The following is a 20,286-nucleotide window of genomic DNA, read 5'->3' on the forward strand; positions in this document are numbered from 1 at the left end:
TTGGCTATTGCCGCGTTGAGCAATGTTAAAACAATAGATGAGATAAAGGTTACCCATGAGCGATATTCATGAGCACAAGATACTGATCCTCGATTTTGGTTCTCAGTACACTCAATTGATTGCCCGTCGTATCCGTGAAATCGGTGTGTACTGTGAATTGTGGGCGTGGGATGTAACAGAAGCCCAAATCCGCGAATTTGCCCCGAACGGTATTATTCTTGCTGGTGGCCCTGAAAGTGTGACGGCTGAAAATTCGCCACGTGCACCTGAATACGTATTTACTGCGGGCGTTCCTGTGCTTGGTATTTGCTACGGCATGCAAACCATGTCTGAGCAGCTGGGCGGTAAAGTCATTCAAGGTGTGGGTGAGGGCGAGTTTGGCTACGCGCAAATAGAAATGCTGACAGATTCTTTGTTATTTAAAGGCATTGAAGATGCAGTCAGCGGCGAAGGCAAGCCACTACTAGATGTATGGATGAGCCACGGTGACAAAGTCTCGGCGATTCCTCAAGGATTTGTTGCGGTTGCTAAAACCGACACTTGCCCGTTTGCAGCTATGGCCAATGAAGAAAAGCAATTCTTCGGAGTACAATTCCACCCAGAAGTGACCCACACTCGCCAAGGGCAGCGCATGTTATCACACTTTGCCTTAGACATTTGTGGCTGCGCGGCAAATTGGAAACCTTCATCAATTATCGAAGATGCGATTGAGCGCTTGAAAAAGCAAATCGGTGATGATGAAGTGATCCTCGGTTTATCAGGTGGTGTTGATTCATCGGTGGTGGCTATGCTGCTGCACCGTGCTATCGGTAAAAATCTGACCTGCGTATTTGTTGATAACGGTCTACTGCGTTTGAACGAAGCTGAGCAAGTGATGGATATGTTTGGCGATCATTTTGGCCTGAATATTATTCATGTTGCAGCAGAAAACCGCTTCCTTGACGCGCTGAAAGGCGAGGCCGATCCAGAAGCTAAGCGTAAGATCATCGGTCGTGTATTTGTAGAAATTTTTGATGAAGAATCAAAAAAATGTGCCAATGCAAAATGGTTAGCCCAAGGCACCATTTATCCCGATGTGATTGAATCTGCGGGCAGCGCCACAGGCAAAGCCCATGTGATTAAATCTCACCATAACGTGGGTGGTCTGCCTGCTGATATGGCACTGGGTCTAGTTGAGCCACTGCGCGAACTGTTTAAAGATGAAGTACGCAAAATTGGTCTTGAGTTAGGTCTGCCTTACAATATGCTTTATCGCCATCCGTTCCCAGGACCAGGTCTTGGTGTGCGCGTATTAGGTGAAGTGAAGAAAGAATATTGTGACTTGCTGCGCCGCGCCGATGCTATCTTTATCGAAGAACTGCATAAAGCCGACTTATACAACAAAGTCAGCCAAGCTTTTACGGTGTTCTTACCTGTGCGCTCTGTCGGCGTAATGGGTGATGGCCGTAAATATGATTGGGTTGTATCACTGCGCGCCGTAGAAACAATCGATTTTATGACCGCCCATTGGGCGCATCTACCGTATGATTTCTTAGGCCGTGTGTCTAACCGTATCATCAACGAAGTCGATGGCATTTCCCGTGTGGTTTACGATATCTCTGGCAAACCGCCAGCGACGATCGAATGGGAATAAGTTAATTATTTGAATTAACGTGAAAGGCGCCAAGTGCGCCTTTTTTGTTGTTTATGGAGTAACTTGGGTTGAATGACTCTGTTATGAAATATGGTTAATTGACTGATATAATCCGCCTTATTTTTGGCGATGAGATAGGGGCATGAGTGGATCAAATTGAGCTAGATGAGCCATCACAGCAAGACGAATATTGGATGCAAGTAGCAATGCAGATGGCCGAAAAAGCCGAGGCCGCAGGCGAAGTGCCAGTGGGCGCCGTATTGGTAAAGGACGGCCAACAAATTGCCACCGGTTATAATTTATCGATTAGCCAACACGATCCTAGTGCCCATGCGGAAATTTTATGTTTACGGGAGGCGGGGCGCTTAGTCGAAAACTATCGTTTGTTAGATGCAACGCTATATATCACGCTTGAGCCTTGCGCCATGTGTGCAGGTGCTATGGTGCATAGCCGTATTGCAAGGGTGGTTTTTGGCGCACGGGATGAAAAAACTGGCGCAGCTGGTACCGTGATCAATTTACTGCAGCATCCTGCATTTAATCACCAAGTTGAAGTCACTTCTGGAGTATTAGCCGAGGCTTGTAGCGCGCAATTGAGTCGTTTTTTTAAACGTCGCAGAGATGAAAAAAAAGCCCTGAAACAGGCTCAAAAGGCGCAGCAATCGATTGAGTAAACATTGATTTAAGTGGCAGGATTAATCTTGAGATTGGATAAAAGTAAAGAACAGTTTTTGACGATTTAAAATACGTCTATGACGGACTTTTAGTAAAGTGCGACGACGCGCAGCTGTGTTGCTGATGGCTTTTCTTTTCATATAGACCCCATTTATTGTTATTTTGCTGTCGGTTAACGCATTATCGTAGCCGTTAAACCAAGACAGTAACAGTTGCACTTAAATGCGGCAATAGCACGGGTTAGATAAGCTTAATTCAGCATGCGTTTAGCCTACAGATGTGTTTTAGCCTGAGTCTTGGATAAGCTTACGTCTCTACAGGTTAGTGAGGTTATTTAGGCTGATCTGGGCTTAATGTTCCAGCAGGGAGTGTGGGCTGTTCTTCCTCTAAATCGCTGCTATCGTCATCAGGGTGTTGTTTTGATTGATTATCCATCCACACCAGCGTGTCATAATAGCGGCGAATACTATCGACATAATGCACCGCTTCACTGCCACGAGCGTAGCCATAGCGAGTTTTTTGATAGTATTTACGCTTTTGCAGTAACGGCAACACCTTCTTTAAATCTCGCCATGCATTCGGGTTTAACTCCATTGATTCAGCCAGCTTTCGCGCATCTTCAACATGGGCATAACCGATGTTGTATGACGCCAGTGCAAACCACATACGCTGACTTTCGGGGATCGATTCTGGCAAACGGTTGATCATATCATTTAGGTAAGCCGCGCCGCCGCGAATGCTTTCTTCGGCATCTAAACGATTAGTAATGCCAATTTCCTTAGCCGTGGGTTGGGTCAGCATCATCATGCCACGTACCCCCGTTGCTGAACGAGCATTCGGGTTCCAGTGCGATTCTTGATAGCTCGTCGCCGCCAGTTTACGCCAATCTAAATTGCCGGCGTATTTTTCAAATAAGTGACGATAACGGGGTAATACGGTTTCGATGGCGCGGATAAATGCGCGAGTATCGACATAATCGAAACGTTTTACATGGCCAAAGTATTTTTCATTTAAGTGGTCGAGTGTACCGGCGCGTTTTTCTTGATGCCAAAAAGCCAATAATTGGCTCATGAGCTGGTCGCTACGATTGGGCGGTAATAACCAGACAATATTGAGTTTTTCTTCTAACACTGGGCCTAAACGTAAGTCAGGTAAATAGCGGCGGTTGATTTGTACACTGCTGGAATCGGCTATGGTGTAATCAATTTCTTTATTGGCAATCATCGCCAATAATTCTTCGCTGTCCTTGTCGGTAATTTGATCCCATACCAGTGTTGGATAATGTTTTTGCAACTGGGTTAAGGTTTCGACGAAGGCCGAATCGGCAATCACAGTAATCTTACCTTTTAAATCGCTGATGTCTTTAGGGACCGGCATGCCTTCGCGGTAAACTAAGACTTGATTAACACGGTATAGCGGTGGGCCAAGGCGAAATTGTTCTCGTCTGGTGGGTGTTTCAGTCATGCCCGCGGCAATAATATCAATGTGATTCTTTTTGAGAGCTTCGTACAGTTCGGCATTGTTAGTGTAAGGCACCATTTTTAGTGGCACGTTTAAGTATTCAGCAAACAACACCGCCATATCGTAATCAAAACCGCTATCGCCTTGACCAGAGGTCATATAAATCTGTGGCCCGTACAAGGTGCCAACTCTTAACTCCGTTAATTTTTTAGGCACAAATTCTGTTTCGTCCACGGTAACAGGCTGACAGGCAGTCAGTAAGAAACCTAGGATAAAAACCAACAAGAATCGAGTCATTAAATGTGCTTATATTAAATAAAATCAACGTTATAAATAAAGGATTAACAGTAGGACATGAGTGATGAACTGACCAACATTGGTGGGATTATATCCGTTTGTCTGTGATAACGTAAAAAAATCCTTCATAGAGGTAAATGATGACTTAAAAATATGCCGCTTTTTATATTACAGGAAACACTGTTTTGCGTAAGGTCGCAGGTGATTTGTGACAGACATTTCCCTATAATAGCGCCAATTCTGACCCCTGCAATAATAAATAATAAGGTGAATAGACGTGATGGAGATCATCCGCGGAGCCCCTGCACTCTCGACGTTTAGAATGCAAAAGCTGATGGAGGCCTGCGAGAATGCGGCGCTTCCGGTACGCCAAATCTATGCTGAATATGTCCATTTAGCGGATTTGAGCGAGTTGCTCAACACTAACGAACGCCAGCAACTTGAAACAATTCTCACCTATGGACCCGCGATAGAAACTCATATCCCCCAAGGTTCACTTCTGTTTGTCACGCCTCGTCCCGGTACTATTTCTCCTTGGTCTTCAAAAGCCACTGATATTGCCCATAATTGTGGCCTTGGTAAAGTGAAGCGTTTGGAGCGAGGCGTTGCCTATTATGTTGAATCAGATGCACTGACTGCAATGCAGCAACATGCCTTAAATGCACTGCTGCATGACCGCATGGTTGACATCATTCTCGATGATTTTGCTAAAGCTGATGTGTTATTCAAACGCACCGAGCCAGTACCATTTAAGAGTGTAAATATTCTTGCCGAAGGCCGCCGTGCATTAGAGGTAGCCAATACTGAACTGGGCCTCGCCTTAGCCGAAGACGAAATTGACTATTTAGTCGAAAACTTCGTCCGTTTAGGCCGTAATCCCCACGATATTGAATTGATGATGTTTGCTCAGGCAAACTCAGAGCATTGTCGTCACAAAATTTTTAACGCAGATTGGACGATTGATGGCGAAGTACAGCCAAAATCATTGTTCAAAATGATCAAGAATACCTTTGAAACCACGCCAGATCATGTGTTGTCGGCCTACAAAGATAACGCCGCTGTGATGGAAGGCTCGGTTGCCGGTCGTTTCTTCCCCGATCCAGATGGGGTGTACAACTACCACACTGAACCTATGCACATCCTGATGAAAGTGGAAACCCACAACCATCCAACCGCCATCAGCCCCTATCCTGGCGCTGCAACCGGTTCGGGTGGTGAAATCCGTGATGAAGGCGCAACGGGTCGTGGTTCTAAACCTAAAGCAGGTTTAACGGGCTTTAGCGTATCAAATTTAAAAATCCCAGGTTTTGTTCAACCATGGGAAGGTAACTACGGTAAGCCAGATCGTATCGTGAGTGCGCTCGATATCATGACCGAAGGCCCACTGGGCGGCGCGGCATTTAACAACGAGTTTGGTCGTCCTGCACTGGTCGGTTATTTCCGTACCTACGAGCAGGAAGTCAGCAGCCATAACGGCGTTGAAGTGCGTGGTTACCACAAGCCCATTATGTTGGCCGGTGGTTTAGGTAACATTCGCGAAGAACATGTACAGAAGGGCGAAATCACCGTTGGCGCTAAGCTGATTGTGCTGGGCGGCCCTGCGATGAACATTGGTTTGGGTGGCGGCGCCGCATCATCTATGGCATCGGGTCAATCGAGTGAAGATCTCGACTTTGCTTCTGTGCAACGTGAAAACCCAGAAATGGAACGTCGTTGTCAGGAAGTGATTGACCGTTGCTGGCAGCTTGGCGATAAAAACCCTATCCAATTTATCCACGATGTGGGCGCGGGCGGTTTGTCGAACGCTTTCCCTGAACTTGTGAATGACGGCGAGCGCGGCGGTTTATTCAATCTGCGTAATGTGCCTTCGGATGAGCCTGGCATGAGCCCGCTGGAAATCTGGTGTAACGAATCACAAGAGCGTTATGTGATGTCAGTTGCCCCTGAAAACCTCGCACTATTTACTGCAATTTGTGAGCGTGAGCGCGCCCCGTTTGCGGTTGTGGGTGAAGCGACAGCGGAGAAACACCTGACCCTTAGCGACAGCCATTTCGATAATAATCCTATCGATTTACCGCTCGAAGTCTTATTAGGTAAAGCGCCTAAGATGAGCCGCGATGTGGTATCGGCTAAAGCGGTATCGCCAGCGCTCGAACAAAACAAGATTGATGTTAAAGAAGCGGTTAAACGCGTACTGAGCTTGCCAACGGTCGCGGATAAAACCTTCCTTATCACTATTGGCGATCGCACTGTAACGGGTTTAGTGAACCGTGACCAAATGGTGGGTCCATGGCAAGTGCCTGTGGCCGATTGCGCTGTGACTGCGGCGAGCTTTGATACCTACGCCGGTGAAGCTATGTCACTGGGTGAACGTACACCGCTGGCACTGCTTGATTTTGGCGCCTCTGCCCGTATGGCAGTGGCTGAATCAATCATGAACATCGCCGGTGCCGATATAGGTTCATTTAAGCGTATTAAGCTTTCTGCCAACTGGATGTCTGCAGCGGGCCACCCTGGGGAAGATGCGGGTCTTTATGAAGCGGTGAAAGCCGTGGGTGAAGAACTATGTCCAGAGCTTAGCCTGACCATTCCGGTCGGTAAAGACTCTATGTCGATGAAGACCGCATGGCAGCAAGATGGCGCGGATAAAACCGTGACGTCGCCTATGTCATTGGTCATTACCGCCTTTGGTGTGGTGCAAGATATTCGCAATACAGTGACGCCAGAGCTACGCACAGATAAAGGCGAAACGTCTTTACTGTTAGTGGATTTAGGTGCGGGTAAAAATCGTTTAGGCGGTTCTTGTTTAGCCCAAGTGTTTGGTGAGCTGGGTGATATAGCGCCGGATCTTGACGATGCTGCACTGCTGCGCGGGTTCTTTGAAACCATGCAAAATCTGGTGGCTAAGAAATCGGTTATCGCTTACCACGACCGTAGCGACGGTGGTTTATTCACTACCTTAGTGGAAATGGCTTTTGCCGGTAATACAGGCTTAGACATAGATGTAGAAGACTTGCAGGGCACGGATTTAGAACGACTCTTTAATGAAGAACTCGGCGCTGTGCTGCAAGTGAGCCGTGACAATGCTGCGAAAATTGCCGCTCAGTTCGCTATCGCTGGCGTGCCTTGCCATGTGATCGGAACGTTAGCCGACGATCAACGCATCACCATTAAAGATGGCGCGCGTGAAATTTTCAGTGATACCCGTGTGGCGCTGCGTACTGTGTGGTCAGAAACCACGTATCGTATGCAAGCTCTACGTGATAACCCTGAGTGCGCGCTTGAAGAGTTCAAACTTAAACAAGACGAAACCGATTTAGGCTTAACCGTTAACTTAAGTTTTGACCCTAGTATTGATGTTGCCGCGCCTTATATTCTTAAGGGCGCTGCGCCTAAGATGGCGATTTTGCGTGAGCAGGGCGTTAACTCCCACGTGGAAATGGCAGCTGCTTTTGATCGTGCTGGATTTGAAAGCCGTGACGTACACATGTCGGACATTTTATCTGGCCGTATCAGCCTAGAGGAGTTCCAAGGCCTAGTGGCCTGTGGTGGTTTCTCTTATGGTGACGTATTAGGCGCAGGTGAAGGTTGGGCTAAGTCGATTCTGTTTAATGAGCGTGCTCGCGATGAGTTTTCTCGTTTCTTTGAACGCGACTCAAGTTTCTCCCTTGGCGTGTGTAATGGTTGTCAAATGCTGTCGAACCTGAAAGAAATTATCCCAGGCAGCGAGCACTGGCCACGTTTTGTGCGTAACCGCTCGGAGCGTTTCGAAGCGCGTTTCAGCTTAGTTGAAGTGCAACAGAGCCCGTCGTTATTCTTCCAAGGTATGGCCGGTTCACGTATGCCCATTGCTGTATCCCACGGTGAAGGTTTGGCTGAGTTTGCTAGCCCTGAAGCGCTGGCGATTGCCGAAGCGTCAGGCACGATTGCACTGCGTTTTGTCAATGGTAAAGGTGATATCGCGACTCAGTATCCACAAAACCCGAACGGCTCGCCAAATGGCTTGACTGGAATTTGTACCACTGATGGCCGCGTAACGTTGATGATGCCGCACCCCGAACGCGTGTTCAGAACCGTAGCTAACTCTTGGCATCCTGATGCTTGGGGTGAAGATAGCCCTTGGATGCGTATGTTCCGTAATGCGCGAGTGACCTTAGGTTAAGCGTTTAAAGTCAACGGCTTTTGCCTTTGTTGAAGGGTAAAATCCGGTTTATGTCAGCGTAAAAAAGGAGCGATAATTTCGCTCCTTTTTTCATATTTAAAATGCACTTTTACAAAAAACGATATATTTCAGGCTATTAATACTTATTGTAAATATGCTAATAGATCAAAGTGATAAAATAGTCGTTTCAAGCATTAAATACCTATTACTAAGTAGGTCGTAGCCGAGTTGATGAACGACAGGTTGTTTTACTTCACTTTATCACTCAAGAAAACCATCATGAGTATTAACAAAAAAAGCCCCCATCTTAATGAGATGGGGGCTTTTTTTGTTAATAGGACGTCAAATTAATCCAATGACTTTTTCGAGTCATTCGGAGTGTTATTTAAGTTCATTAGCGGTATAAAGTTCAACAAAAACACGCTTATAACTGTTAACCAGACGTTCAAATAATTTAGTCATATCAATATCTCCACACCAAAAGTTAATACCAATGTGCGCGAAGTAGGTTTGGGCTGGGCGACGACACCGTGTAACCCAATTGTCTCCTTAACACAGGCTATATATTAGACAACTCAAATGCGCTTATCAAACGAGAAAAAATACAATTATACATTAGATAAAATAATGGTTAATTTTTTTATTTATTGGTTGAAATACACCGCGCAAATATAAAATATTGTTTTTTATTAATTTATTTTTATTAATGTGTTTTTGTTTGTTATTTGTTATTAGTATGATTGTTGCTATTTTTTTAATTTGTTCTGGTTTCGACTGTTAGCGTACGATTTTTGTGGCTAAGGTGTAAAACCATGGCTTTATATAGAATAATGCAAGTTCACTACTCTCGTTGGTGGATGTTGTCAATACCTTCCTGTAGGGAAGTGTGTGCCTTGCCGCAAAACCCATCTAAACCACTGGGTTTGATTGATTTGAATCAAACTCAGGCGTATAAAATAACAGTAGATGAGCGTAAATATATATCTTAACTTGCTGATATTTATATTGATGACTCATTTGACCTATTAAGTAGTAAAGTATTGCTCCCAATGTTATGTAATAGTGTGACTCATATCTCGATATGTTATGAGGCTGAGGACTTTTTACACCTTGCAGCTTGGATGTAATGCGAAAGATTAAATTTAACGGTTTATACTGATGACAGATATAAGCACAAAATGAAACTCACTATCCTACCAAGGCACTTGTTGCGAATAATTGCCTATGTCCATAGCCATTGGACGCACCACGTAAGGAGTCACCGATGATTGTTGCAGAGGTTGTTGAGCTGTCACGGTTGCAGTTTGCGCTGACAGCCATGTATCACTTCCTATTTGTTCCCTTAACTCTGGGGCTAGCATTCTTGCTGGCGATCATGGAATCACTGTATGTGATGACAGATAAACAAATTTATAAAGATATGACGAAGTTCTGGGGTAAGTTATTTGGAATTAACTTTGCCTTAGGTGTGACGACGGGTTTGGCGATGGAGTTCCAATTCGGAACGAACTGGTCTTACTATTCGCACTATGTAGGCGATATTTTCGGCGCGCCATTAGCGATTGAAGGCCTGATGGCGTTCTTCTTAGAATCGACCTTTGTGGGTATGTTCTTCTTTGGTTGGGATCGCTTCTCTAAACGCCAACATTTAATGGTGACTTGGTTAGTAGCTTTTGGTTCTAACATGTCAGCCCTGTGGATTTTGATCGCAAACGGTTGGATGCAAAACCCTGTCGGTTCTGTGTTTAACTACGAAACAATGCGTATGGAGATGATAAGCTTCTCTGAGGTGGTCTTTAACCCCGTCGCGCAGGTGAAATTTGTCCATACCGTGGCATCTGGTTATGTCGCTGGTGCCATGTTTGTATTGGCGATCAGTGCTTATTACATCCTCAAAAAGCGTGATTTGCCTTTTGCTCGTCGTTCTTTTGCGATTGCGGCCAGTTTTGGTATGGCGTCGATTTTATCGGTTATCGTGTTAGGCGATGAGTCTGGTTATAAAGTGGGTGAGGCACAGCGTGTTAAATTAGCGGCGATTGAAGCTGAGTGGCACACTGAACCTGCTCCAGCAGCCTTTACCGCTGTCGGTTTCCCTAATCAGGAAACCATGCATACCGATTATGCAATTAAAATCCCCTATGCAATGGGCATTATTGCTACCCGCTCACTTGATGAACAAGTTACGGGTATCCATGATTTAATTGCTGAGCATGAAGTACGTATTCGTAACGGTATGAAAGCGTATGCGATGTTAGTCAAACTGCGTGCGGGTGATGTGACTCCTGAACTACGAGCGGCTTTTGAAGACGCTAAAGTGGACTTAGGTTACGGTTTCTTACTCAAACGTTATACCGATAATATTGTCGATGCGACCGAAGAACAAATTAAAGCCGCTGCTAAAGATTCTATTCCAAACGTAGCGCCTATTTTCTGGAGTTTCCGCTTAATGGTGGCTGCAGGCTTTATTATGTTGTTTGTCTTTGCTGCTGCATTTTGGCAAAGCACTCGTCATCAAATTCAAGAGAAAAAATGGGTACTTAGAGCCGCGCTTTATAGTTTGCCATTGCCTTGGATTGCCATCGAGTGTGGTTGGTTTGTCGCTGAGTATGGTCGTCAACCTTGGACTATTTCAGAGATATTACCGACCTTTATGTCAGCCTCAAGCTTAACGACTAGCGACTTATGGTTCAGCATCTTGTCTATCACCTTGTTCTACACAGTGCTGTTGGTGATTGAGGTATTCTTAATGCTTAAGTTTATCCGTATTGGTCCGAGTAGTTTAAAAACGGGTCGTTATCATTTCGAGAAACTAGAAGCTTAAGCAGAGGATTTCATTATGTTTGATTATGAAACGTTGAGAGTTATCTGGTGGGCTTTGATCGGCGTACTGTTCATCGGATTTGCGTTAACGGACGGTTTTGATATGGGTGTGGGTGCGTTGCTACCGATTATTGGTAAAGACGACACAGAACGCCGCATTATGATCAACACTATTGCCCCCCATTGGGATGGCAACCAAGTGTGGTTAATTACAGCGGGTGGCGCGCTATTTGCCGCTTGGCCTATGGTGTATGCAGTGTCTTTTTCTGGCTTTTATGTCGCCATGATGTTGGTACTGTTTGCGCTTTATATGCGTCCAGTTGGCTTTGATTACCGTTCAAAAATTGAAAATCCAAAGTGGCGTAAGTCATGGGATTGGGCCTTGTTTGTCGGTGGTTTTGTGCCTCCGCTGATCATCGGTGTCGCTTTTGGTAATTTATTACAAGGCGTACCGTTTGAATTTGACGAGTTCCTGCGGGCTAAATACCACGGTGGTTTATTTGGTCTGTTGAATCCTTTCGGTCTACTCGCAGGTCTGGTGAGCGTAAGCATGTTCATGATGCAGGGCGCTTCTTGGCTGCAAATGAAGACTGATAGTGAACTGCGCGTTCGTGCAGCAAAAGCCACGCAATTCTTTGCGTTATTAGTGGCAGTGTTATTTGCAGCAGCAGGCGTGTGGCTAGCCAATGGGATTGATGGTTATGTGGTGACTTCTACACTCGATCATTATGCGGTTTCTAACCCAGCATTAAAGACGGTTGCGATTGAAGCTGGTGCATGGTTAGCTAACTATGATAAATATCCCATCACTATGTTGTTCCCAATCTTAGGTGTGGTATTACCTTTGTTAGTGATTTTAGTGAGTCGCTTTAACCGTTCCGGTTTTGCCTTCTTATTTAGTTCACTCACAGTGGCTATGGTCATTTTGACTTGCGGTGCAGCGATGTTCCCATTTGTGATGCCATCGTCATTAGATCCGAATGTGAGTTTGACTATGTGGGATGCAACAGCCAGTGAAACAAGCTTAGGTGTGATGACGGTTGCCGCTGCGATTTTTGTACCTTTAGTATTAAGTTACACAGCGTGGACTTACTTCAAAATGTTTGGTCGTATCGGCCGTAAACATATCGAAGATAATAAAGCCTCACTCTACTAATACTGACAATTTAAGGAGCATCTACTATGTGGTATTTCACGTGGTTATTAGGGGTTTTGTTAGCCTGTTCTTTCGGTATCATCAATGCCTTATGGCTTGAAAATACTGAGAATATGGACAGATCGGCAGATGATGCTGAATAACGTCTAAACTCGATTTGAAAACCTCGCGCTTGCGGGGTTTTTTATTGGGCCATTATTAGGGCGTGTTGACGTTTCAGGGTTATTTTTGCAGCGAGTTGGCTGGCTTTTATGCAAGGCAAAGCCCGTGCAGTGTAGTTATTCTACATAAACGGGCGATAATGCAGCAGAAACGCCAGCCAAACGCTGCCCGAAGGGTTCGTCTGGCAAGCTCTTGCTCTTTGTCACTCGTCATTTGAGTAGAATAACTACATGTCACTCTTCGTTTCGTGATCACGAGCTTGCCAGAGCGAACAAAATTTCATCTCGAAACGTCAACACGCCCTAGTGCATATAGCGGGATAATAGGGAAGTGACGCTAAGGAAGAGAACATAATGTTGTACACCATTGTGGCAGTTAAGCTTGAAGCTATTCGCAAGAACGTATTGGTAAGGGCGGAAATCAGTGCAACATGCATTGCGTGTGATGGTTAGTTAGCGTTCACTTTAGATTATTTTTCTCTCTACATTCCTACCTAATCTTTATTTTTTCCTTGTTTTAATTATTTATTGTTATAAGTTTAACCTTTAAAAATGCCGCCTATTTAGGCGGCATTGATACGTCATTAACACCCTACAAGATTATTTCTAGGCTTTAAACTGGCTTATTTGGCGCTTTAAAGTTGCAGCCAAAGAGGACAGTTCGTTCGCTGAATGGACTGTCTGCGAGGCACGCAACTCACCTTCACTCGCAAGCTCGCTGATCTGATGCAGGTTATGAGTAATTTCTTGGGCCACACTGCTCTGTTGTTCTGTCGCCGAGGCAATGTTACATGAGCTAATTGCCAGTTCACCAATTCGCAGAGTGATTTCCTTAAGCTGTTCACCGGTAGCTTCACCTTGGGCGGCCGATGTTATACCTAACTGACGGCTTTGACTCATTTGCGTTGTAGTGTTTTTGACTTGCGTTTGCAGTTTTTCAATAGTCTGGCCAATTTCTAAAATGGATGACTGTGTTCGATGGGCTAAAACTCGGACCTCATCGGCAACCACAGCAAAACCTCTACCTTGATCGCCCGCTCGCGCAGCCTCAATGGCCGCATTGAGTGCGAGTAAGTTAGTCTGCTCAGCAATGCTATTAATGACTTCAGTCACTTTGCTAATCGCTTCACTTTCTTGGCTAACTTTTTCGACTGACTGATGGCTGCTATTGAGCTGCTGGCTTAGCTTGAGCAAGTCTTGTACAACTTGAACTTGCTGTTTTTGACCTTCTTTAGCCGCAACATCTACCTGTTGGCTCTGGTCTGCGCCGGCTTGAGCATGATTGGCAACATCACGGATTGACGTTGACATCTCTTCAATTGCCGTGGCTATTTGATCGGTTTGTAGCATTAAAGCTTGCGCTTCTTCGCCATTTTGCTGTGCCACGTTTTGCGCTTGTATTGCTTGTTGCTCTAGGCTAGTGACCGAGGTTTGCAATGCGATGATGAGTTGCCTGAGCTCTGCGGACATTATTGATACACTCGAGGTGATTTTATCAACTTCGTTTTGGCTTTGCGGTTCAGATGCTGTTAATTGGCGACTAAAATCACCGTGGCCTAAGGTTTCCATATGATTTTGTAATACATGTAATGGCTTAAGCGTTCTGATTAGCACCATTGACAGTAATGCGGTGATTAGTGCTATACCAGTCATTGCCACAATCGCGTTGATTTTAAGTAAATACATGCTCTCTTCATTGAGCTCACTGATTTTTACTTGGCCGATGAGCACCCAGTTCCAGCCATTCACTGTTTTACTGTGGGCAAACATAGCTTCATCTTTGCTATTAGCATAACGCCAGTCGGTATTATCCTGTGTTGCTTGGCTTAGGCTCAAGCCATCTAACATGGTATCTGTGACTCTTTCGCCAGTAGCAAATTGAGGGTGCGCGACCAGTAAATTGTCAACTTTGTGCATTAATATGAAATGGCCTGTTTCTTCTAAGATTAAACCATTCACCGCTTGTTGGAGTTGTTGTAATACGGCGCTTATTTCAAAACCAATGTACAAAATACCAATGACTTGTCCCTGAGTGTCTTTCACCGGGCGATAAACCGTCATGTAGTCTTTACCAAACAGCTTGGCATAACCTTCATAGTCTTTGCCGCCAATCAGAGTTTGATAACCAGGATGACTTTTACCCAGGAAAGTGCCAAGTGCTCTATTACCATCGGCTTTTTTGAGTGATGTAGCAATACGCACAAAATCGTCACCGTCGCGCACAAATATGGTGGCATTACCGCCCGTTAAGTTCGAAAAGCGGTCGACCTTACTTTTTGAGGTATTAATTTGTTCTTGTTCGTGAAGTAGCGCAGGAGTGCTTACGCCAATAACGTTAATGGTTTTATTCGGTTTACTAAATTGCCCTGGATACATTTCTTTAAAAATATCAGCATTGCGCCTAGCAAGTTGTAACAGACTGTCATATTGCAGTTCTAGCATACTTGATAAGGCATTGATTTCAGCCTTCATCGCACTAATGCCTTTATCTTCAAGGACATTTGATGCCGCTTTGTAGGAAAGGGTACTGAGTATGCTAAAAATAATGAGGGTAAGAAAAAAGGCGAGAGCCCCAATCTGTTTTGCGATAGGCCAATGTTTATAATTCATTATGTGATCCTATGGGTAAAGGTGCCGCAATGTACCTGAAAATTTAGCTAGAGGTCATGATATGAGTCTAAGATTTATTATTTGTTATCGTTTTTTGGTTAAGTTATGACTAAACCAGTGGTTTATTTAGGCTATTGTGGTGTGTGATTGAATGCTAGGGATTTAAAAGTGGCTATCAAGTAACTGTTTACCCTTTAGATTAATACATCACCACTTTTTTGAAATGATGATGTATTAAGCTGTTTTTAGTTATTACTTTTTGTTGTGCACTTTTAGATTTTTTTACTTTAGCCTTACTTTGTTTGCGCCATCATTTAACACTTAGCGTTTTCAGGTTACGCTGTTTCATCAACAGTAAGTACATAGTTGGTACCCACACAAGTGAGAGTAGCGTGGTGAGTAATGTTCCGCCCGCTATCGCAATAGCAAAGGGCGGCCAAAAGCCACCGCCAGCTATGATGAGTGGGATAAAACCGCCAACAGTCGTAATGGTTGTCGAACTGATATGGCGGCCACAACGACTGACGGTGGTAATGATGGTTTCTGTATCGCCAAGTCGAGCGCTCGGCATATCTTCTAATTCGGCTAAGATCACAATTGCTGCGTTAATGGCCAGTCCCATTAGCCCTAGTAATCCTATGATTACTGGAAATCCGAACGGATAGCCAAATACAAATACCGCGAGCAGCCCAAGCCCAGCCGATTGTATGGCACTTAGAAGGATAATCGCAGTCAGTCTAAAGGAGTTAAAAGACAGCACTACAGTGGCTAATAGCAGGGTTACTACTAACATGACATTTGATAATAAATTCCCTACCGCTTCGTTGCGTTTAGCGCTTTCGCCACCGATTTCAATTCGATAGCCAGAGGGTAGCTGTAGTTGAGCTATTTTATCATTAACCTCATTCAACACTTGGGCTGGGAGCACTCCGCTGACGATATAGGCTTCAATGGTATTGACTCTTTGGCCGTTTCGCCTTGGGATCGCGCCGCGGCTTACAAGCACATCACTGTGAGATAAAGCTGATAATGCAATTGCCTCACCCGAAGGCGCCACGAGTTGAATTTCTGCCAGACGGCTGGTTTCTTCGCGGCTGCTATCACCTAACCGAACCCGAATAGGTAAAGACTCTGTTTGCTCTAGCACGCTGCCACCGATAACGCCAGTGGTCGACATTTGGATTTGCTTGGCAATATCCGTAAGGCTCAAACCACTCATTAAGCTGGCATCTTCATTCACTTGTAGCCACAGCTTAGGCGCACCTGCGCTGAGTGTTGCGCGTGTATGCAGTACGTCCGGTGTTTTAGCGAGAATATTTCGCACTTCGTCGCCAATCGATCGCAAGGTATCTAGATTTGGACCAAAGATCATTAACTCTACTGGGGCGTTAAAAGGTGGGCCTTGTTCTAATTTGCGTACCAGCACTTGCGCCTCGGGGAAACTGCGATCAAATTGCTGTTGTAATTCAGGAATGAGTTGATTGGCGCGCTGAAAGTCAGTCACTTTAATCATAGCTTGGGCGTAATTGCTGGCGCCTTGTTGGCGCTGGGTTAAATTATAATAAAATGAAGGCGTATTACCGCCAACCACCCAATCGACCTGGCTAATACCTGTAATGGTATGAAGTTGTTTATCCATCAGTTGCACTTGATGCAGAGTATTTTCTAAGCTCACATGGGGCGCAAGATAGATTTCAATCTGAAACATATCCCTGTCCGATGGCGGAAAAAATTGCTCCGTCATTTTACCGGATGCGTAAAAACCTAAGGCGGGAGTAATACCAATAATTAATGCGCTGAGAATAGGGCGCTTGAGGGCGATTCTAAGGCTTGTTTGAAAATACTGGCTTAGCCGCGGCAGGTTGATCCCGTGTTGATACCAAACATCATTTTTGCCCTCATGGCTAAAACGTCCCGCGAGCCCTGCAATTAACGTATGGGAAATCACGTAAGAGCCCAGCAGCGCAAACATCACTGACATGGCAATGCCACCGACAAATTCTCCCGCAGCACCAGGCATGAGTACTATGGGCGCAAAAGCAAGAATGGTGGTGAGTGTTGAGCCCGCAAGCGGCAGCCAAAGGTGATGTAAGGTTTCACTCACTGCGCTTAGACGACTCATCCCTTGTTGGCGTCTTTGTGATATGGCATCGACAATCACGATGGCATTATCCACCATGATCCCAAGGGCGACAACAAGCCCCGTTACCGACATTTGGTGTATCGGTAAACCAATATATTTCATACAAGCTAAGGTAAATAGAGCCGTAAGTGGTAAGGATATCGCCACGATAACGGCATTTCTTAGCCCAAGCGTGAGTAACAGTACCAATAAAATAATGACAAACCCTTGCAGGAGATTGATAACTAATCCACCGAGGCGTTCGCTGGTATAACTGTTTTGCTCGAATAACCATTGGATACGAACATTGGCCGGCAGGTCGTGATTAAGCTCATTAACCACTTGTTCAACCTGTGCTTGCCAGAGATCAACGCGGCTATTATTGAGCATACGCGCGGCGACAAAAACGCCCTGTTCACCATCGATTAACGCTATGCTGTCTGCGGGGGTTTTGACTTGGCGCGTCACCGTAGCAATGTCACCGAGTCGAATAATCTGGCCTTGGGCATCGATTTTGAGTGGCACTTGGCGAATACGCGTTTGTGAGTCGAGTTCGCCTGATACTTCGACTAAGGCGCGAAAGTGATCATTATTAATTTCACCCGCGGCAATTTTGCTGTCGGCGCTGCTGAGGATATGGGCAATAGTGGCAGGGGTGAGTTGTAATTGGCTCATCTTATTGCCGTCAAGCTGTACGAGCATTTCTTCGGCCGGTGCGCCGTAGAGCCTCACAAAATCAGTGCCCGATAATAGCCGAAGTCGACTCTGTAATTCTTTGGCGTAGCGGTTGAGTATATCAACTCGAAGAGGTGTTTTTGCATCCCACACTAAGCTTAAAATGGCAGTATAGGCATAACCAATTTGATCATCCAAAGTTGGAGATGGTATAGCCTCCGGTAGGCTTACTTTTGCGTCAGCCAATAAATCCCGCGCCCGAGACCATACGGGATCTGTCTCTGTGACCGTGTCTTTCAATTCTAATTGAATGACTGAAATCCCCGGCCGAGAGGTCGACTGGATCAACTTGATTTCTTCAAGGCGTCTGAGTTGATTTTCAAGCACTTCAGTGACTAAGGCTTCGACCCGCTCGGCCGAAGCACCGGGATAAGGCGTGATCACTGAGGCGAAACGATTAGTAATATTTGGGTCTTCAGTACGCGGCAGACTCGATATGGCGCCAAAGCCAGCCACAATTAATAGCGCGATAATGAGGCTAACTAGACGACCATTTTCAACAAAGGCTTTAATCATAATGGGCTCGGCGCATTAGGGTTTGGAGATATGACTTGACCCACAATCAGTTTATGCAGCCCTTGGGTGACATAGGTTTCTTTGGGCTCAATTGCGCCTTGAATGTAAGCCATGTCTTGGGTGGTGTAGAGAATTTCCACATCCCGCCGCTCAATGACAGATTGCTGCTCCTGGTTTTTGATGACATATAGATTCCATAATCCCCGAATACCATCCGTCAGCGCCGAAATCGGCACCCAATAGCCTGCTTGTGCGACTTGCTGTTGTTGATGCAGGTACGCTATTTCACCGTTAATCACACGGACATCTTTAGGCAGACTTATTCTGAGTTGTAGGGTGCGACTAACGGGATTGACTTCCGCGCTGATACCGGCAATGTTGGCGGTAAAGATTTGATCTTGCACACTCACTTGTACTTGCTGACCGGCGTAGAATTGATCCGCTAACGCGACAGGAATGCCAATATAGGCTTCAGAATTGATATTTCCCACCAAGGTAAAGATAGGGCTGCCTGCGGTAATGACTTCGCCTAGGTTATGTAGTCTTTGGCTTATCGTGCCGTCAAAGGGCGCCATTAAGATGGATTTGTCGAGCTTAAGTTGGTTGGCATACTGTGAGGCGAGTAGACGGTTTTTCACTGCGGCTAAGCTACTTAATTGCCCATGGTTTTCATCTAATAATTGCTCAGAGACATAACCCGACTTTTTCAATTGTTGATTACGTTTTAAGGTGCTGGTGGCGAGGTTAACATCGGCTTGGGTTTGCGCCAGACTGGCTTGGATCTCCTGACGCTCCGCTTCGAGTAGGCGGGTATCGAGTACTGCAAGTATTTGCCCTTGCTTCACTTTAATGCCTGAATCGGCCTGTAGTTCGTTTAACTTGCCGGCTAATTCAAAACCGACACCCGTCGTATTACCAGCGCGGATTGTGCCTGTATAGGTTTGAATACGCTGATAACTAGGCGTTAAGATTAACGTTTGACTCGTTACTGTGGGCAGCATGACTGTAGTGGCGTGTTCGGTCACTTCTTTTTGACAGGCCGTTAATGATGCAAACGCAAACACGCAAATGTGAGTCGTGCGCCAAAAGCGCCTTGCTGTGAGATCCATAATCAGTATTTCCACTGTAGGTTAAACGTTAATGCAATGTAACTAGACTTGTTAGTCTAATTGTGCGGAACTGGACTGTCTAGTCTATTTTGTGCTTAACTAATGTAAACTTATTTCTGTTTAACGAGTGGGTAGTTGATATGACGCATTCCTCTGAACCACAGTTACCGCTGAGCCGTAGCGATCAAAAACGTCAGCAAGTGCTTGTGGCTGCGATTGATTTATTTTGTCGTCAAGGTTTTCCCCATACCAGCATGGATGAAGTTGCAAAACTCGCGGGAGTGTCAAAACAAACCGTGTATTCCTATTTCGGCAGTAAAGATGAGCTATTTGTTGCGGCAATCGAGTCTAAATGCGTTAGTCATAACCTTAATGATGGTTTGTTAAGTGACCCAACAGAGCCTGAATTAGCCTTGACCCAATTTGCGCTGCAGTTTGGTGAGATGATAGTTAGCCCAGAGACCATCACTGTGTTTAAAACTTGTGTTGCCCAATCCGAAAGCCATCCCGAAGTGTCGCGGTTATTTTTTGAGGCAGGGCCTCAACATATTGTGGCAATATTGGCTGATTATTTGGCTGCTGTAGATTTACTTGGCAAATATTTTTTTGGTGATGCCCACCATAGTGCAGTGCGTTTTTGTTTAATGTTATTTGGTGAACTTAAATTAAAGTTGGAGCTGGGATTGGCCGTCGATGAACTCCTTGGTGACAGAGAAAAATATATTTTAGGGTGTGCTGAAATGTTTTTAAAGGCGCATCGACTATAGTTATAAAGTCTAGTTAGTCTAGTTAATCTAGTTAATCTAGTTAATCTAGTTGAGAAGTATCA

At 45.2% G+C, this 20,286-nt stretch carries 11 protein-coding genes; 7 read left to right on the forward strand and 4 right to left on the reverse strand.

The annotated features are described in order from the left end of the window. Nucleotides 1-55 precede the first annotated feature (55 nt). Nucleotides 56-1,633, forward strand: a complete 1,578-nt coding sequence (gene guaA / locus ACRN9H_RS01765; protein ID WP_432312208.1) for a glutamine-hydrolyzing GMP synthase — start codon at nucleotides 56-58, stop codon at nucleotides 1,631-1,633. Between the two features lie 146 nt (nucleotides 1,634-1,779). Beyond that, a complete protein-coding gene (gene tadA, locus ACRN9H_RS01770; RefSeq protein ID WP_220773156.1) occupies nucleotides 1,780-2,307 on the forward strand; it encodes a tRNA adenosine(34) deaminase TadA in 528 nt (175 codons plus the stop codon). A 331-nt stretch (nucleotides 2,308-2,638) separates the two neighbouring features. On the opposite strand, the gene mltF is transcribed toward tadA, so the two are convergent. Continuing rightward, nucleotides 2,639-4,066: a membrane-bound lytic murein transglycosylase MltF gene (gene mltF / locus ACRN9H_RS01775; RefSeq protein WP_432312209.1), complete on the reverse strand. Its 1,428-nt coding sequence runs from the start codon at nucleotides 4,064-4,066 to the stop codon at nucleotides 2,639-2,641. A 280-nt stretch (nucleotides 4,067-4,346) separates the two neighbouring features. Between mltF and purL the strand changes: the two genes are divergently transcribed. From purL to cydX, 4 genes are all read left to right on the forward strand, one after another. Continuing rightward, nucleotides 4,347-8,228, forward strand: coding sequence for a phosphoribosylformylglycinamidine synthase (gene purL / locus ACRN9H_RS01780; protein ID WP_432312346.1), 3,882 nt, complete (start codon nucleotides 4,347-4,349; stop codon nucleotides 8,226-8,228). A 1,264-nt stretch (nucleotides 8,229-9,492) separates the two neighbouring features. Next, complete coding sequence (locus ACRN9H_RS01785; protein WP_432312210.1) at nucleotides 9,493-11,049, forward strand: cytochrome ubiquinol oxidase subunit I; 1,557 nt, start codon at nucleotides 9,493-9,495, stop codon at nucleotides 11,047-11,049. 15 nt (nucleotides 11,050-11,064) lie between these two features. Beyond that, nucleotides 11,065-12,204, forward strand: coding sequence for a cytochrome d ubiquinol oxidase subunit II (gene cydB, locus ACRN9H_RS01790; RefSeq protein ID WP_432312211.1), 1,140 nt, complete (start codon nucleotides 11,065-11,067; stop codon nucleotides 12,202-12,204). A gap of 26 nt (nucleotides 12,205-12,230) precedes the next feature. Next, nucleotides 12,231-12,347 (forward strand): cytochrome bd-I oxidase subunit CydX, encoded by a 117-nt coding sequence (gene cydX, locus ACRN9H_RS01795; protein ID WP_220773850.1) that lies wholly within the window; start codon nucleotides 12,231-12,233, stop codon nucleotides 12,345-12,347. A gap of 624 nt (nucleotides 12,348-12,971) precedes the next feature. On the opposite strand, the gene ACRN9H_RS01800 is transcribed toward cydX, so the two are convergent. The 3 genes from ACRN9H_RS01800 to ACRN9H_RS01810 form a co-directional block, all read right to left on the reverse strand. Next, nucleotides 12,972-14,975, reverse strand: a complete 2,004-nt coding sequence (locus ACRN9H_RS01800) for a methyl-accepting chemotaxis protein (RefSeq protein WP_432312212.1) — start codon at nucleotides 14,973-14,975, stop codon at nucleotides 12,972-12,974. 310 nt (nucleotides 14,976-15,285) lie between these two features. Next, complete coding sequence (locus ACRN9H_RS01805; RefSeq protein ID WP_432312213.1) at nucleotides 15,286-18,348, reverse strand: efflux RND transporter permease subunit; 3,063 nt, start codon at nucleotides 18,346-18,348, stop codon at nucleotides 15,286-15,288. Beyond that, nucleotides 18,345-19,457, reverse strand: coding sequence for an efflux RND transporter periplasmic adaptor subunit (locus tag ACRN9H_RS01810; protein ID WP_432312214.1), 1,113 nt, complete (start codon nucleotides 19,455-19,457; stop codon nucleotides 18,345-18,347). Before ACRN9H_RS01810 ends, ACRN9H_RS01805 begins: the two co-directional genes overlap by 4 nt. Nucleotides 19,458-19,597: 140 nt before the next feature. On the opposite strand from ACRN9H_RS01810, the gene ACRN9H_RS01815 reads away from it, so the two are divergent. Beyond that, a complete protein-coding gene (locus ACRN9H_RS01815) occupies nucleotides 19,598-20,224 on the forward strand; it encodes a TetR/AcrR family transcriptional regulator (protein ID WP_432312215.1) in 627 nt (208 codons plus the stop codon). The last annotated feature ends 62 nt before the right edge of the window (nucleotides 20,225-20,286 follow it).

The organism is Shewanella sp. MF08487 (assembly GCF_050848685.1).
In the GTDB taxonomy this organism is placed as follows: Bacteria; Pseudomonadota; Gammaproteobacteria; order Enterobacterales; family Shewanellaceae; genus Shewanella; species Shewanella glacialipiscicola.